Below are 15,475 nucleotides of genomic sequence, written 5' to 3'. Positions count from 1 at the left end.
GATTTACGGCCTTGTAGTAGTAACGGAATTAACAAACCACTGCTGGATGTTGCTCATCGCAGAATGCGAGGTATCCAGAATCGGCTGCGGATAGAAGCCAAGCAGTACCAGAAGCACCACCAGCAACAGAATGATAAACAGCTCGCGCAGCGACATCCCTGGCAGTTCCTGGCTGGCAATTTGGCTCTTCGCTTTACCAAAGTAAGCGCGATGCAGCATCGCCAGCGAGTATACAGAAGCGAATACCAGCCCAAAGGTGGAGATAACGGTAATCACCGGCACCACCTGGTAGCTGCCGAACAGAATCATAAATTCGCCGACAAAATTACCGGTGCCCGGCATCCCGAGCGTCGCCACCGCAAAGAACATTGACAGCGCAGGCAACCATTTCATTTTGCCCCACAGGCCGCCCATCATACGCATGTCACGCGTATGCAGACGTTCGTACAACTGGCCACACAGAATAAACAGACCCGCCGCGGACAGACCGTGCGCAATCATCTGAATCACCGCGCCCTGGTACGCTAGTTGACTGCCGGTGTAGATAGCGATCAGCACGAAGCCCATGTGGGAAACGGAGGTATAAGCGATCAGGCGCTTGATGTCGTACTGGGTAAAGGCCATCCACGCGCCGTAGAAGATGCCGATGACGCCCAACCACATGGCGATGGGCGCAAACTCCGCCGACGCGTTCGGGAACAGCGGCAGGGAGAAACGCAGCAGACCGTAAGCGGCAGTTTTCAGCAAGATACCGGCCAGGTCGACGGAACCGGCGGTCGGCGCCTGGGAGTGCGCATCCGGCAGCCAGCCATGCAGCGGAACCACCGGCATTTTCACCGCAAAAGCGATGAAGAAGCCCAACATCAGCAGATATTCCACGCCATGAGACATCGGCGTATTCAAGAGTTCTTCGTAATTGAAGGTCCAGACGCCGGTCGCGTTGTAATGCACAAAGACCAGCGCCAGGATGGCAATCAGCATCACCAGACCACTCGCCTGGGTGTAGATGAAGAACTTGGTGGCCGCCGTGATACGCGTTTTACCGTCAGAGGCTTTGTGGCCCCACAGCGCGATCAGGAAGTACATCGGCACCAGCATCATTTCCCAGAAGAAAAAGAACAGGAACATGTCGATGGCCAGGAACACGCCGATAACGCCGCCCAGAATCCACATCAGGTTCAGGTGGAAAAAGCCCTGATATTTTTCGATTTCTCGCCAGGAGCAAAGTACCGCCAGAACGCCGAGCAGGCCGGTCAGCACCACCATTAGCAGCGACAGTCCGTCAAGCGCCAGATGGATAGAGATGCCAAAACGCGGGATCCACGGCAGGACAAATTCAGATTGCCACTGTGGAATACCGGCAGATTGCGTCAGTGAATAGCCGCCCTGCAACCACAGTTGCAGGCCGAGCGCCAGCGTCAGTCCCATAGTAATCAGCGCGATCCAGCGCGGCACCTTCACGCCAAAGCGTTCGGTCTGCCAGCACAGAAAGCCGCCGATAAAGGGGATTAGTATCAACCAGGGTAATAACATAGCTAAGTATGTCCCTTATATTTACTCCTGCTCAGGCTATCTCACTTGCCAGCCCGAATCCTGCCAGTGCTCGCACAAAACGCATCGCGTTTTGAACGTCCGTAAGGACGGCCCCGTAGGGGTGAGCTTCGCGAATCATCCTCACGTACTTCAGTACGCTCCGGTTGCTGTGCGCTGGCGGTATCCGGTCTGACTTCGCCGATGACGCCTGTACTTCAGGAACAGATTTTCAACGAATTCTAAAAATTATTTTTGGGTTTGTAGGCCGGATAAGCACTGCGCCATCCGGCAGTCGTTCATCCAGCCAACAAACTCAACGCAGTACCATCAGCAGCGCCAGCACCACAACCGCGCCGATGCTCATGGATGCCACATACCAGCGCAAATAACCGTTCTCGCTCAGTACCAGGCCTTTGCCTGCAAAACGGGAAAGGATAGCCGGAATGTTCATCAACGCATTAAGCGGGTCGCGCTTCAGCAGCCAGGCGATACCGAGGAATGGCTTGACGAATACTTTGTCGTACAGCCAGTCAAAACCCCAGGCGTTATACCACCAGGTACCCAGCAGACGGCCCGGCGCGCTGTTGGCGATCGACGTCACAAGCGTGCGTTTGCCCAGCCACAGCCATGCGGCAATCAGGATGCCCGCAATCGCCACCACGCCAGAGGTAATTTCCAGGCTCAACACACGACCATGCGCCAGTTCAGTTGTCTGCGGTAGCACCCCCTGCAATGGCGGCACAATCAGCGCGCCAATGAAGGTGGACAGGATCATCAGGACAATCAGCGGCAGATGGTGGGTAATCCCCTTCCCTGCATGAGCATGAATTTGTTCTTTACCGTGGAATACGATGAAAATCATCCGGAAGGTGTACAAGGAGGTCATGAACGCGCCGACCAAACCTGCCACCATCAGATTGATATGACCGTTCGCCATGGCGCCGGCCAGGATCTCATCCTTACTGAAGAAGCCCGCAGTGACCAGCGGCAGCGCCGACAGCGCCGCGCCGCCCACCAGGAAGCAGGCATACACCAGCGGAATGGACTTACGCAGACCGCCCATCTTAAAGATGTTCTGTTCGTGATGGCAGGCCAGAATCACCGAGCCGGACGCCAGGAACAGTAGCGCTTTAAAGAAGGCGTGAGTCATCAAATGGAAAATCGCCGCATCCCACGCCTGCACGCCCAGCGCCAGGAACATGTAGCCAATCTGACTCATGGTGGAATAGGCCAGCACGCGTTTGATGTCGGTCTGCACCAGCGCGGCGAAACCCGCCATTACCAGCGTAATCGCCCCGATAATGCCCACCAGATGCAGAATTTCCGGGGTCATCAGGAACAGGCCATGAGTACGGGCGATCAGGTAAACGCCCGCAGTCACCATGGTTGCGGCGTGGATCAATGCGGAGACCGGCGTCGGACCAGCCATCGCGTCGGCAAGCCAGGTCTGCAACGGTAGCTGCGCAGACTTACCGACCGCGCCGCCCAGCAGCATCAGCGTCGCCCACATCAGCATGTTGTTGCCGTCAGCAAAGTGCGCTGGCGCCAGCTCCACCATTTCGCGGAAGTTTAGCGTGCCCAGTTCGTTGTACAGAATGAACAGCGCAAAGGCGAGGAAGACGTCGCCCACACGAGTGACGACAAACGCTTTCATCGCCGCCGCGCCGTTCTTCGGATCGCTGTAGTAGAAGCCGATCAACAGATAGGAACACAGGCCCACGCCTTCCCAGCCGAGGTACATCAACAGCAGGTTATCGGACAGCACCAGAACGACCATGCTGGCGATAAACAGGTTGGTATAAGCGAAGAAGCGGGAGTAGCCCTCTTCCCCGCGCATGTACCAGGAGGCGAACATATGGATCAAGAAGCCGACACCGGTGACCACAGAGAGCATGGTCAGCGACAGACCATCCAGCACCAGGTTAAAACCGATGTTGAAGTTACCGACCGACATCCACGTCCACAGCGGCTGGCTGAACGTCTGTTTACCGTTGGCAAAGAAATCCATCCCGACAAACGCCGTCACCAGCGCCGCCAGACCAACGGAGCCCACGCCGATGGTCGCGGAGAGATTTTCCGACCAGCGTCCGCGAGAGAACGCCAGCAGTACAAAGCCAATCAATGGCAGAATAATGGTTAAGGCAAGCATGTTCATCCACGCATCTCACTTACTGAATCGATGTTCAGGTTCTGGCGACGGCGATGGAGTTGCAGCAACAGCGCAAGTCCAATACTCGCTTCCGCAGCCGCAAGGCTGATGGCGAGAATGTACATCACCTGACCATCGGTCTGGCCCCAGTAGCTCCCGGCGACCACAAAGGCCAGCGCGGAGGCGTTAATCATGATTTCCAGCCCGATCAGCATAAACAGCAGATTGCGGCGGATAACCAGACCGGTTAAACCCAGGACGAATAAAATCGCAGCGAGGATCAGTCCATGTGTTAAAGGGATCATGCGCGCTCCTCCGTTTTTCTTTTCGCACGGTCATCGGCGCGATTACTCAGCACTTCGCCCGCACGCTCTTCACGACCGACGTGGAACGCCACCACCAGGCCTGCCAGCAGCAGCATAGACGCCAGTTCGACCGCCAGAACATAGGGCCCGAACAGCGTAATGCCTACCGCTTTCGCGCTAATCGGCGTGCCGTCGATACCCTGGTCGTTAACGCCCAGAATGGCGTACACAATGACCGCCAGCATGATGGCCGACAAAATCGCCGGACCAATCCACACCTGCGGCTTCAACCACTGGCGTTCCTGTTCGATTTCGCTGCCGCCGAGGTTGAGCATCATCACCACGAAAACAAACAGCACCATGATGGCGCCTGCGTAGACGATAATTTCCAGTGCACCGGCAAAGTAAGCGCCCAGCGAAAAGAACACCCCGGAAATCGCCAGTAGCGATATCACCAGATACAACAGCGCGTGTACCGGATTGGTATGGGTGATCACTCGCAGGGTCGCGAGGATGGCTATCAGGCCACAGATATAAAAAGCGAATTCCATTGCCCTCTCCTTACGGTAACAGGCTCTTGACGTCGATAGGCTTGGCTTCGTTCTCTGCTTCGCCTTTATCTTTGCCGTCGATTGCCATACCCGCCATCCGGTAGAAGTTATATTCCGGGTATTTGCCCGGACCGGAAATCAGCAGATCCTCTTTTTCGTACACCAGATCCTGACGTTTGTATTCGCCCAGTTCGAAGTCCGGGGTCAACTGGATCGCCGTGGTCGGGCACGCTTCTTCGCACAGGCCGCAGAAGATGCAGCGTGAGAAGTTTATGCGGAAAAATTCCGGATACCAGCGGCCATCTTTGGTCTCCGCTTTTTGCAGAGAGATACAGCCTACCGGACAGGCTACCGCACACAGGTTACAGGCAACGCAGCGCTCTTCACCGTCCGGGTCGCGCGTGAGCACGATACGGCCACGGTAACGGGGCGGTAAATAGACCGGCTCTTCCGGATACATCTGCGTTTCGCGTTTCGCGAACGCATGCAGGCCGATCATCCAGATACTGCGTACCTGAGTGCCGAAACCTACTAATAATTCTTTTAAGGTCATGGTCTTTGTGTCCCTTATTGCGCCTGCCACAGAATGACAGCCGCCGTTACCAGCAAGTTGATGAGCGTCAGCGGCAAGCAGACTTTCCAGCCGAAGGACATTACCTGGTCATAACGCGGACGCGGTAACGACGCACGAATCAAAATGAACATCATCATAAAGAACGCGGTTTTCAGCGCGAACCAGACGAATGGCGGTAAGAACGGGCCATGCCAGCCACCGAAGAACAACGTTACCATCAGCGCGGAAACGGTGACGATGCCGATGTACTCCCCCACGAAGAACAGACCGAATTTCATACCGGAATATTCGATGTGGTAACCGTCCGCCAGTTCCTGCTCGGCTTCCGGCTGGTCAAACGGGTGACGGTGACAGACCGCTACGCCCGCGATGGCAAAAGTAACAAACCCAAAGAATTGTGGAATCACGTTCCACAGATGTGCCTGGTTATTGACGATGTCGGTCATATTAAATGAACCGGCCTGCGCCACCACGCCCATCAGGGAAAGACCAAGGAACACTTCGTAGCTCACCGTCTGGGCAGACGCGCGCATCGCGCCCAGCAGCGAGTATTTGTTGTTGCTCGACCAACCGGCGAATAGCACCGCGTACACCGCCAGACCCGCCATCATCAGGAAAAACAGAATCCCGATGTTTAAATCGGCCACCACCCAGTTGGGGCTAACCGGCACAATGGCGAAGGAGAGCAGCAGCGAAGTAAACGCGATCATCGGCGCCAGGGTAAAGATGACGCGATCCGAGAATTTCGGCACCCAGTCTTCTTTAAAGAACATCTTGATCATGTCCGCGACTAACTGGAGCGAGCCGCCCCAGCCAACGCGGTTTGGTCCATAACGGTTCTGGAACAGACCCAGCAGACGACGTTCGCCAAAGCTCATGAAGGCCCCGCAGGTGACGACCACCAGCAGAATCACCACCGCTTTGAGAATGCTCAGCAGGATCTCAATCAGATCCGGTGTAATCCAACTCATTGTTGCGCCTCCCGCAGATCCTCAAGACGCGCGCCAGCCAGAACCGGCGCGATGCCAGGCATACCCATCGGCAGCCCTACCTGCCCTGCCGCTAACCCTTCAGAGATTTCAACCGGCAGCGTCACCGTATTGCCATCGTAGCTAAAGGAAACGCACGTCCCGGCATTAACCCCCAACTTCGCGGCATCCGCCGGGTTAAGTTTGATATACGGCTGCGGCATACGGCTCTGGAAGACCGGAGAACGCTGAGACAATTCGTCGCTGCCAAACAGGTGGTAGTACGGCGCAATACGCCACTGACCGTCCTGCGCCTGGAAGCTTGCCGGAACGGTAGTGAAATAATCCAGACCGCCCTCAGTCGCTTCAATCAAACGCACGCCCGGATCGCCGTGACGCAGTTTGCCGCCCACTTCATCCTGGAATTTGTTCCACGCCTGCGGGGAGTTCCAGCCCGGCGCCCAGGCGAACGGAATTTCAGATCGCGGAGCAGTCGGTTGGTTATTCCCTTCCATGGAGAAGGCAAACATGGTGTCTTTATCCTGCGGCTGACGTGGTTCGTGCACGCTGATATTGGCACGCATCGCCGTACGACCGCTGTAACGATGCGGTTCGCGCGCCAGCTTCTGCCCACGAATGCGGAAGGTCGCATCCGGCGCGGCGTCTTTAATGCCGGCAAATTGCGGCATGGCGGCAATGACCGCATCGATCACGTGGTCAAGCTGCGTCCAGTCCACTTCGCGGTTTTCGACGGTGCTGTGCAGCGAATGCAGCCAGCGCCAGCTTTCCAGCATAATCGTCTTGTTATCGTAGTAGGCCGGATCATAAACCTGGAAGAAGCGCTGCGCGCGGCCTTCGTTGTTGATAACCGTACCATCGCTTTCAGCAAAGCTCGCCGCGGAAAGCACCAGATGAGCGTTTTCCATAATCGCCGTGCGCTGATGGTCAACCACCATCACCAGCGGCGCTTTGGAGAGCGCAGCGTTCACGCGGGTGGCGGAAGCATGACGATGGAGATCGTTTTCCAGCACCACCACCGCGTCCGCCCTGCCGGTTTCCAGCTCGGTCAGCGCATCGTCAAGCGAACCGCCGCCCATCATGCCCAGGCCCATACTGTTCACGGAACGGGCAATCATAGTTATACCGACGTCGGCGCCACGGCCTTTCAGCGCTTTCGCCACGTTGGCGGCCGCCTGAATCACCTCACTGCTACCGGCGTTAGTGCCGGAGATAATCAGCGGTTTTTTCGCGCCGGCCAACGCCTGAACAATGACATCAATTTTGTTTTGCAGATCGCTGTCGATGCCGTCAACCGCAGGCGCGGTATTGTCCAGCGCATGGGCAATCGCAAACCCCAGGCGCGCCTGATTTTCAACCGGCGCGCGATAGGTCCAGGCGGCGATATCGTCCAGACGGGTGCTGTCGACGTTGCTGACAAACAGCGGATGCTTTGCACGCTGGCCAATGTTAAGGATGGCCGCAATCTGCCAGTCGGCCACTTTCTGCGCCGCCGCCATTTCACGCGCTTTACCTTTCACCGCCTGGCGTACCGCCAGCGCAACGCGCGCGCCGGTCTGAGTGACATCTTCACCCAATACCAGTACCGCGTCATAAGATTCGATCTCACGCAACGCCGGGGTGTAAATTCCGCCTTCTCGCAGCACTTTCAGCGCCAGTTGCAGACGTTCCTGCTCGCCCTGGGCGATACCGGTGTAGAAATTCTCAGCGCCGACCAGCTCGCGTAGCGCAAAGTTACTCTCAATGCTGGCGCGTGGCGAACCGATACCGATCACTTTCTTCGACTGGCGCAGGATATCCGCCGCGCCCTGCATCGCCTGCTCGGCGTTGAGAGTAATAAAGTCATCGCCGCGGCGCTGAACTGGCTGACGCGGACGGTCTTTCAGGTTCACATAGCCATAGCCGAAACGACCGCGGTCACAGAGAAAGTAGTGGTTAACGGTGCCGTTGTAACGGTTTTCGATGCGGCGCAATTCGCCATAGCGCTCGCCCGGGCTGATGTTACAACCGATGGAACACTGCTGGCAGATGCTTGGCGCAAACTGCATGTCCCATTTACGGTTGTAACGCTCGGAGTGCGTTTTATCGGTGAAGACGCCGGTCGGGCAAATTTCTACCAGGTTACCGGAGAATTCGCTTTCCAGCACGCCGTCTTCCGGGCGCCCGAAGTAGACGTTGTCGTGCGCGCCATAGACGCCCAAATCGGTGCCGTCGGCATAATCTTTGTAGTAACGCACGCAACGGTAGCAGGCGATGCAGCGGTTCATTTCGTGAGAGATGAACGGCCCCAGATCCTGGTTGCGATGGGTACGTTTGGTGAAACGGTAGCGGCGGAAGCTGTGACCCGTCATCACAGTCATATCCTGAAGGTGGCAGTTACCACCCTCTTCACAGACCGGACAGTCGTGCGGGTGGTTGGTCATCAGCCACTCCACCACGCTTTCACGGAACTGTTTCGCTTCTTCGTCGTCAATAGAGATAAAAGTACCGTCGGTGGCTGGCGTCATACAGGACATCACCAGGCGACCACGCGTATCTTCCGCGTTTTGGTATTGCTTCACCGCACACTGGCGGCAAGCACCGACGCTTCCCAGCGCCGGGTGCCAGCAAAAATACGGAATATCAAGGCCGAGGGACAGACATGCCTGTAGCAGGTTGTCCGCGCCGTTGACCTCGTATTCTTTGCCGTCTACATGAATCGTAGCCATTAGCATGCTTCCAAATTAAAAATCGTTAACTCACCAGCGCTCTTTGAGCAGGTTCGGCTGAATACCATTGATTAAATGGGTATTGCTGAACGGCTGCTTGATGCCAGCTTCGAATTCTTCGCGGAAATACTTAATTGCGCTTTGCAGTGGCTCAACCGCGCCCGGCGCATGTGCGCAAAAGGTTTTACCCGGTCCGAGGAAACGACACAGTTGCTCAAGTGTCTCGATATCCCCCGGCTGGCCTTCGCCGCGCTCCAGCGCGCGCAGAATTTTCACGCTCCACGGCAGCCCGTCGCGGCATGGCGTACACCAGCCGCAAGATTCGCGGGCAAAGAACTCTTCCAGGTTACGCACCAGCGATACCATGCCGATTTCGTGGTCTACCGCCATCGCCAGCGCGGTCCCCAGACGGCTCCCCGCTTTACCGATGCTTTCGAATTCCATCGGCAGGTCAAGATGCGCCTCGGTCAGGAAGTCGGTTCCCGCCCCGCCCGGTTGCCAGGCTTTGAATTTCAGGCCATCGCGCATACCGCCCGCGTAATCTTCGAGGATCTCGCGCGCGGTAGTGCCGAACGGTAATTCCCAGAGGCCCGGATTCTTCACGCGGCCCGAGAAGCCCATCAGCTTGGTACCCGCATCTTTGCTTTTCGAGATGTTCTGGTACCACTCCACGCCGTTGGCGAGGATTGCCGGGACGTTGCACAACGTTTCGACGTTGTTCACACAGGTCGGCTTGCCCCATACGCCGGAGGTCGCCGGGAAGGGCGGCTTGGAGCGCGGGTTCGCGCGGCGGCCTTCGAGGGAGTTGATAAGCGCAGTTTCTTCACCGCAGATGTAACGCCCTGCCCCGGTGTGGACAAACAGTTCGAAGTCGAACCCGGTGCCCATGATATTTTTGCCAAGCAGCCCGGCCTCGGTTGCTTCAGCAATCGCACGGCGCAGATGTACAGCCGCTTCGATATATTCGCCCCGCAGGAAGATGTAACCACGATACGCTTTCAGCGCGAACGCGGAGATCAGCATCCCTTCCACCAGCAGGTGCGGCAGTTGTTCCATCAGCAGACGGTCTTTATAAGTGCCCGGCTCCATTTCATCAGCGTTACACAGCAGGTAACGGATGTTCATGGATTCGTCTTTCGGCATCAGACTCCACTTGAGACCGGTGGAAAAGCCCGCGCCGCCGCGTCCTTTCAGACCAGCGTCTTTTACCTGGCTGACGATTTCATCCGGAGACAGGCCGGTCAACGCTTTACGCGCGCCTTCGTAGCCGTTTTTGCTACGATATTCGTCCAGCCAGACCGGCTGTTTGTCATCGCGCAAACGCCAGGTCAGCGGATGGGTTTCGGGAGTACGGATAACGTTTTTCATTTATACCGCTCCAGTAGTTCAGGAATGGCTTCCGGGGTCAGATGGCTGTGAGTATCCTCATCAATCATCATGTTCGGCCCTTTATCGCAATTCCCCAGGCAGCAGGTCGGCAGCAGCGTAAAGCGACCATCAAAGGTCGTCTGCCCCGGTTTGATGTTGAGATTTTTTTCCAGCGCGGCCTGAATCCCTTGATAGCCGGTGATATGGCACACCACGCTGTCGCAGTAGCGAATCACGTGGCGACCGACCGGCTGACGGAAGATCTGGCTGTAGAATGTGGCGACGCCTTCGACGTCGCTCGCCGGAATACCCAGCACATCGGCAATAGCGTAGATCGCGCCGTCCGGCACCCAGCCACGCTGCTTCTGAACGATTTTCAGCGCTTCAATGGACGCCGCACGCGGGTCTTCGTAGTGGTGCTTCTCGTGCTCTATCGCTTCACGCTCTGCCGCACTCAGCTCAAAAGCCTCGGTTTGTGGTTGTTGATTCTCGTGCATAATTAGCGGTCCACATCTGACATAACAAAATCGATACTACCCAGATAGACAATCAGGTCGGAGACCAGGCTACCGCGGATCGCCGAGGGAATCTGCTGCAGGTGCGCAAAGCTCGGCGTGCGCACGCGGGTACGGTAGCTCATAGTGCTGCCGTCGCTGGTCAGGTAGTAACTGTTAATCCCTTTAGTCGCTTCCACCATCTGGAAGGACTCCTGCGCCGGCATCACCGGGCCCCAGGAGACCTGCAGGAAGTGGGTGATCAGGGTTTCGATATGTTGCAGCGTGCGCTCTTTCGGCGGCGGCGTGGTCAGCGGGTGATCCGCTTTGAACGGGCCTTCCGGCATGTTATCAAGGCACTGCTGAAGAATGCGCAGACTCTGGCGCAGCTCTTCCACTTTCAGCATCACGCGGGTATAGCAGTCGGAAACGCCGCCGCCCACCGGCACTTCAAAGTCAAAGTTTTCATAACCAGAGTATGGACGCCATTTACGTACGTCGAAGTCGATCCCGGTCGCGCGCAGCCCTGCGCCGGTGGTGCCCCACTCCAGCGCCTCTTTCGCGCCGTAAGCGGCAACGCCCTGCGAACGCCCTTTCAGAATGGTGTTACGCAGCGCGGCTTTCTCGTAAGAATCCAGACGCTTCGGCATCCACTCAAGGAACTCTCGCAGCAGGCGATCCCAACCGCGCGGCAAGTCGTGCGCGACGCCGCCGATACGGAACCAGGCCGGGTGCATACGGAAACCGGTGATCGCCTCCACCAGGTCATAAATCTTCTGCCGGTCGGTAAACGCAAAGAAGACTGGCGTCATCGCGCCGACGTCCTGAATAAAGGTCGAGATGTACAGTAGATGACTGTTAATGCGGAACAGCTCGGAGAGCATCACGCGGATGACGTTAACGCGATCCGGGACGGTGATCCCTGCCAGTTTTTCCACCGCCAGCACGTACGGCATTTCATTGACGCAGCCGCCAAGGTATTCGATACGGTCGGTATAGGGAATGTAGCTATGCCAGGACTGGCGCTCGCCCATTTTTTCGGCGCCGCGATGGTGATAGCCGATATCCGGCACGCAGTCGACGATTTCTTCGCCGTCAAGTTGCAGGATAATACGGAACGCACCGTGTGCAGACGGGTGGTTCGGGCCGAGGTTGAGGAACATAAAGTCCTCGTTGTCAGTCCCGCGCTTCATCCCCCAGTCTTCCGGCTTAAAGGTCAGGGCTTCCATCTCCAGATCCTGCTTGGCTTTGGTCAGCTCAAACGGGTCGAATTCGGTCGCGCGCGCCGGATAATCTTTACGCAGCGGATGGCCTTCCCAGGTTTGCGGCATCATGATGCGCGTCAGATGCGGGTGACCTTCGATATCAATACCAAACATCTCCCAGGTCTCACGCTCATACCAGTTGGCGTTAGGGAAAAGTTTGGTGAAGGTCGGCACGCGCAGGTCGTTTTCAGACAACGCCACCTTGAGCATGATATCGCGATTACGCTCAATAGAAATCAGGTGGTAGAAAACGGAAAAATCCGCGGCGGGTAACCCGTCACGGTGCGTACGCAGGCGTTCATCCATGCCGTGTAAGTCAAACAGCATGACGTAAGGTTTCGGCAGTTTCTTTAAGAAATCGCCAACCTCCAGTAATTGTTCACGCTTGACCCAAACAACGGGGACACCGGTGCGGGTCGCCTGAACGGTAAAGGCATCCGGCCCAAAACGGTTGCGCAGTTCGCCGATAACCGGATCATCAAGATGATCGCGGGTACTCCATGCAGCGTCTTGCGCGGTTAAGTCGGTCATATTGTTCACCATTGCAAATGGTCCGTGGTGGTCGGCAGTGCTTCGCGCTATTAAAATAGTGGTTAGCGAAGTGAAGTGCTGCTGCCGACAGGCGCAAATTAAATCTCGTCCGGGGTACGCAGGTTCGTGACGGCAATACGCTCGCCGCGTTTACGTTCGCGTTCTGGCTGCATATTGGCGCGATATACGCCCTGATCGCCTACCACCCATGAGAGCGGACGGCGCTCTTTGCCAATCGATTCTTGCAGCAGCATCAACGCCTGCATATATGCTTCCGGACGCGGCGGACAGCCTGGGATATATACATCCACCGGGATAAATTTATCAACGCCCTGCACTACCGAATAAATATCGTACATGCCGCCGGAGTTAGCGCAGGCACCCATAGAAATTACCCATTTAGGCTCCAGCATTTGGTCATACAGACGCTGAATAACCGGGGCCATTTTGGTAAAGCAGGTACCGGCCACCACCATCAGGTCAGCCTGACGTGGCGACGCACGCAACACTTCCGCACCGAAACGGGCAACGTCATGTACTGCGGTAAAAGAAGTCACCATCTCTACATAGCAGCAAGAAAGGCCGAAGTTGTAGGGCCAAATTGAGTTTTTACGGCCCCAGTTAACCATGTCATGCAGCTTGCCCATAAACACGTTTTTGTTAACTTCCTGCTCCAGGGGGTCAGTTACGATCTCCTGTTTTTGCAGGGGGTAACGGTCATTCTCACCGTTAGGATCTATGCGGGTGAGCGTATAATCCATCTTAATGCCTCGCGGTTAGCGTTGACGATTAGCGATACTGTTCGTTTCCGGGTTCATACGCTCGCGGCGTGAACGCGCGGGCGTCCAGTCCAACGCGCCAATACGCGCCAGATAAACCAGACCAGCCAGTAACACAAAAATAAAAATTGCAGCTTCCACAAAGCCAACCCAGCCGCTTTCGCGGATAGAAGTCGACCATGCGAACAGATACAGCGCTTCAACGTCGAAGATAACGAAGAACATGGCTACCAGGTAAAACTTGGCAGACAGGCGTAAGCGGGCGGTGCCGACCGAGTCGATACCTGATTCAAACGGAATGTTTTTGTGCCTCGCGCGTGCGCGACCGCCTAAAAACCAACCGCCTACCAGCATCAGGCAGCACAGGCCAATGGCAACGATAAGAAAGATAGCGAATGCCCAGTGATGAGCGATGACTTCAGTGGATGTTGACATACTCATTGCTTACTCATCAAAAGTAGCGCCAGTTTCACTGCTCTTTACGGCAGATGGACGCCACATCGATTCATGGGGAGGAATAAAAAAAACCCTACAATTACTGTAGAAAATGGTAAAAACAGCTAATTGATGTGGTTTTTTACTCCTTTCTATAACCTTTTGTCAACTTTAACAAAAGTTCCTTCACATTAGTTTACATCAATTCATTGTCATTAACATTAAATGCCACCCTAGAGAAAATGCCTACCCGACCACGGGGATTTTATGTTGTTGAATCGTGTCCGTTGTGAAGATAAAGAGATAACACCCACCTATTTTGACAGGAATTTGTGAAGATGCCTCCCCCTAAATGGGAGTATTTTCTTGATCTGTGACACGCTTTTGTTAATTCACCCCGTAAAACAGCAACAATTTCTCTAGTTTTTTAACATACAAATTCATAAAATGGCTGTTCCGGTTATTATTTACCCACAGTAAACAGCGAATCGCTACTGGCTGATTTACCGTGTCTTTTACAATTTGTGCTATTAAGATAGTACAGATAGACGCAAAAAAAGAGCCTCTGGGCGTTTTTTCATCGCCAGCGGCTCTTTTTTACATTTACGGCTTAACGCAATTTCCCTGCGATCTATTCAAAACCGCCCTCAACCATCAGCGAATCATCTCCGCCTTCTGCAGAAAACTGATTATAATGCCACGGGTTTTGATAGCTTTCCATCGCATGGAAAATCACCATCGCCAGCTCATTCTGACTATCAGGATCGCGGCACAATAGATATTCCGTATCCGGCAAAGGCGGTAATCCGTCTGCGGCGCCCAACACGCGTAGGTCGGGACTCATCATCTCGACAGGTCGAGCCGTTACGCCAAGACCGGCTTTAACGGCCGCACGTACCGCCGGTAATGTCGACGCCACGTAGGCCAGCCGCCAGGAAATACCCGCTGCATTTAACGTCTCCAGCACCATATCGCGGAATGGGCTGGGATCGTCCAGCAGCACTAATGGTATAGGTTCTCCCCTTTGCAAAACATATTCAGCCGCACAATACCAATGGGTAGGCGATGTCCGCAGATTGAGACAGTCCAGCGAGTGAGGTTGGTTAGTCGTCACCACCAAATCCACTTCCTGCGATTTAACCATGTCCACCATATAGGCGTTGCGTTTTACCCGTACATCAAGTGCGAGCTTCGGATAAACCGAGCTAATTCGGCTAAGCAAAAAAGGCAGGATAGTGTCAGCTGATTCATCAGAAGCGCCGATTGTTAACACCCCCTGAAGATTACTAAACATTAATGATGAACACGCTTCATCATTAAAACGCAGGATTTTTCTGGCGTACCCCAGAAGCTGGATACCGTGTTCGGTCAAAAGTTTGTTACGACCATGGCGGGCGAACAATTCCTTTCCCACGAGTTGCTCAAGACGCTGCATTTGCTGACTGACCGCAGACTGAGTACGACATACCGCAGCAGCCGCCGCGGCGAAGGTGTTCAGATCGGCAACAGCCACGAACGTTCTCAGCAGATCGAGATCGAGGTTAATTATCGGACGATTTGCATTTATCATAATTTTTCACTTACTGGCGGGTCATATCGGGCTGACCTGGTTAATGCTGTGCATTCAGAAACAAGCAATTCCATTTGTAATGTGCATCCTTCGCAGTACCACCTGGTTACCCAGGTAAATGTTAGAATGTAATTGAAAATACGACCAAAACACTTCTCTTACTTGCCGATATAATACCGAATGCAACCTATCGGGATATATCGAAGAGAATGTGTCATACCTTTAGG

At 55.1% G+C, this 15,475-nt stretch carries 14 protein-coding genes; all 14 read right to left on the bottom strand.

Features of this window, described 5'->3' with window-relative positions; translation table 11 throughout:
• Window positions 1-3 precede the first annotated feature (3 nt).
• On the bottom strand, window positions 4-1,533 hold the full coding sequence (nuoM, locus tag F4V72_RS16480; protein ID WP_000926430.1) for an NADH-quinone oxidoreductase subunit M: 1,530 nt from the start codon (window positions 1,531-1,533) through the stop codon (window positions 4-6).
• Between the two features lie 313 nt (window positions 1,534-1,846).
• Complete coding sequence (gene nuoL, locus F4V72_RS16475; protein ID WP_023248507.1) at window positions 1,847-3,688, bottom strand: NADH-quinone oxidoreductase subunit L; 1,842 nt, start codon at window positions 3,686-3,688, stop codon at window positions 1,847-1,849.
• Entirely contained in the window at window positions 3,685-3,987 is a 303-nt protein-coding gene (gene nuoK / locus F4V72_RS16470; protein ID WP_000612687.1) for an NADH-quinone oxidoreductase subunit NuoK, read from the bottom strand. The genes nuoL and nuoK overlap by 4 nt, the downstream gene beginning before the upstream one ends.
• Window positions 3,984-4,538: an NADH-quinone oxidoreductase subunit J gene (gene nuoJ / locus F4V72_RS16465; RefSeq protein ID WP_000393520.1), complete on the bottom strand. Its 555-nt coding sequence runs from the start codon at window positions 4,536-4,538 to the stop codon at window positions 3,984-3,986. The genes nuoK and nuoJ overlap by 4 nt, the downstream gene beginning before the upstream one ends.
• A 10-nt stretch (window positions 4,539-4,548) precedes the next feature.
• Entirely contained in the window at window positions 4,549-5,091 is a 543-nt protein-coding gene (gene nuoI / locus F4V72_RS16460; protein WP_000172742.1) for an NADH-quinone oxidoreductase subunit NuoI, read from the bottom strand.
• Window positions 5,092-5,105: 14 nt separating this feature from the next.
• The gene (gene nuoH, locus F4V72_RS16455) at window positions 5,106-6,083 is read right to left on the bottom strand and encodes an NADH-quinone oxidoreductase subunit NuoH (protein WP_000118518.1); all 978 of its coding nucleotides are present in this window, start codon (window positions 6,081-6,083) and stop codon (window positions 5,106-5,108) included.
• The gene (nuoG, locus tag F4V72_RS16450) at window positions 6,080-8,806 is read right to left on the bottom strand and encodes an NADH-quinone oxidoreductase subunit NuoG (protein WP_063390652.1); all 2,727 of its coding nucleotides are present in this window, start codon (window positions 8,804-8,806) and stop codon (window positions 6,080-6,082) included. The genes nuoH and nuoG overlap by 4 nt, the downstream gene beginning before the upstream one ends.
• Window positions 8,807-8,836: 30 nt before the next feature.
• Window positions 8,837-10,174 (bottom strand): NADH-quinone oxidoreductase subunit NuoF, encoded by a 1,338-nt coding sequence (gene nuoF / locus F4V72_RS16445; RefSeq protein WP_000800048.1) that lies wholly within the window; start codon window positions 10,172-10,174, stop codon window positions 8,837-8,839.
• Window positions 10,171-10,671, bottom strand: coding sequence for an NADH-quinone oxidoreductase subunit NuoE (gene nuoE, locus F4V72_RS16440; protein ID WP_000545038.1), 501 nt, complete (start codon window positions 10,669-10,671; stop codon window positions 10,171-10,173). Before nuoE ends, nuoF begins: the two co-directional genes overlap by 4 nt.
• 2 nt (window positions 10,672-10,673) lie before the next feature.
• Window positions 10,674-12,476 carry an NADH-quinone oxidoreductase subunit C/D gene (nuoC, locus tag F4V72_RS16435; RefSeq protein ID WP_000247861.1) on the bottom strand — a complete coding sequence of 601 codons (1,803 nt, stop codon included), beginning with the start codon at window positions 12,474-12,476 and terminating at the stop codon, window positions 10,674-10,676.
• 86 nt (window positions 12,477-12,562) lie between these two features.
• Complete coding sequence (nuoB, locus tag F4V72_RS16430) at window positions 12,563-13,225, bottom strand: NADH-quinone oxidoreductase subunit NuoB (RefSeq protein WP_000386728.1); 663 nt, start codon at window positions 13,223-13,225, stop codon at window positions 12,563-12,565.
• Between the two features lie 15 nt (window positions 13,226-13,240).
• The gene (gene nuoA / locus F4V72_RS16425) at window positions 13,241-13,684 is read right to left on the bottom strand and encodes an NADH-quinone oxidoreductase subunit NuoA (protein ID WP_023248509.1); all 444 of its coding nucleotides are present in this window, start codon (window positions 13,682-13,684) and stop codon (window positions 13,241-13,243) included.
• A gap of 381 nt (window positions 13,685-14,065) precedes the next feature.
• Entirely contained in the window at window positions 14,066-14,224 is a 159-nt protein-coding gene (locus F4V72_RS16420) for a hypothetical protein (RefSeq protein WP_044136415.1), read from the bottom strand.
• An 85-nt stretch (window positions 14,225-14,309) separates the two neighbouring features.
• Window positions 14,310-15,248 (bottom strand): transcriptional regulator LrhA, encoded by a 939-nt coding sequence (lrhA, locus tag F4V72_RS16415; RefSeq protein WP_023248510.1) that lies wholly within the window; start codon window positions 15,246-15,248, stop codon window positions 14,310-14,312.
• Window positions 15,249-15,475: the final 227 nt, after the last annotated feature.

It is taken from the genome of Salmonella enterica subsp. diarizonae (assembly GCF_008692785.1).
GTDB classification, from domain to species: domain Bacteria; phylum Pseudomonadota; class Gammaproteobacteria; order Enterobacterales; family Enterobacteriaceae; genus Salmonella; species Salmonella diarizonae.
The sequence above is the reverse complement of the archived record's forward strand: the minus strand, read 5'-3'. Positions and strand labels throughout refer to the sequence as shown.

Bases quoted from the DNA above. Each gene is read 5' to 3' on its own strand.
- nuoC (WP_000247861.1), bottom strand. From the start codon at position 12,476: ATGGTGAACAATATGACCGACTTAACCGCGCAAGACGCTGCATGGAGT.
- nuoI (WP_000172742.1), bottom strand. From the start codon at position 5,091: ATGACCTTAAAAGAATTATTAGTAGGTTTCGGCACTCAGGTACGCAGT.
- nuoE (WP_000545038.1), bottom strand. From the start codon at position 10,671: ATGCACGAGAATCAACAACCACAAACCGAGGCTTTTGAGCTGAGTGCG.
- nuoL (WP_023248507.1), bottom strand. From the start codon at position 3,688: ATGAACATGCTTGCCTTAACCATTATTCTGCCATTGATTGGCTTTGTA.
- nuoG (WP_063390652.1), bottom strand. From the start codon at position 8,806: ATGGCTACGATTCATGTAGACGGCAAAGAATACGAGGTCAACGGCGCG.
- nuoJ (WP_000393520.1), bottom strand. From the start codon at position 4,538: ATGGAATTCGCTTTTTATATCTGTGGCCTGATAGCCATCCTCGCGACC.
- nuoA (WP_023248509.1), bottom strand. From the start codon at position 13,684: ATGAGTATGTCAACATCCACTGAAGTCATCGCTCATCACTGGGCATTC.
- lrhA (WP_023248510.1), bottom strand. From the start codon at position 15,248: ATGATAAATGCAAATCGTCCGATAATTAACCTCGATCTCGATCTGCTG.
- nuoB (WP_000386728.1), bottom strand. From the start codon at position 13,225: ATGGATTATACGCTCACCCGCATAGATCCTAACGGTGAGAATGACCGT.
- nuoF (WP_000800048.1), bottom strand. From the start codon at position 10,174: ATGAAAAACGTTATCCGTACTCCCGAAACCCATCCGCTGACCTGGCGT.
- nuoM (WP_000926430.1), bottom strand. From the start codon at position 1,533: ATGTTATTACCCTGGTTGATACTAATCCCCTTTATCGGCGGCTTTCTG.
- nuoH (WP_000118518.1), bottom strand. From the start codon at position 6,083: ATGAGTTGGATTACACCGGATCTGATTGAGATCCTGCTGAGCATTCTC.
- nuoK (WP_000612687.1), bottom strand. From the start codon at position 3,987: ATGATCCCTTTAACACATGGACTGATCCTCGCTGCGATTTTATTCGTC.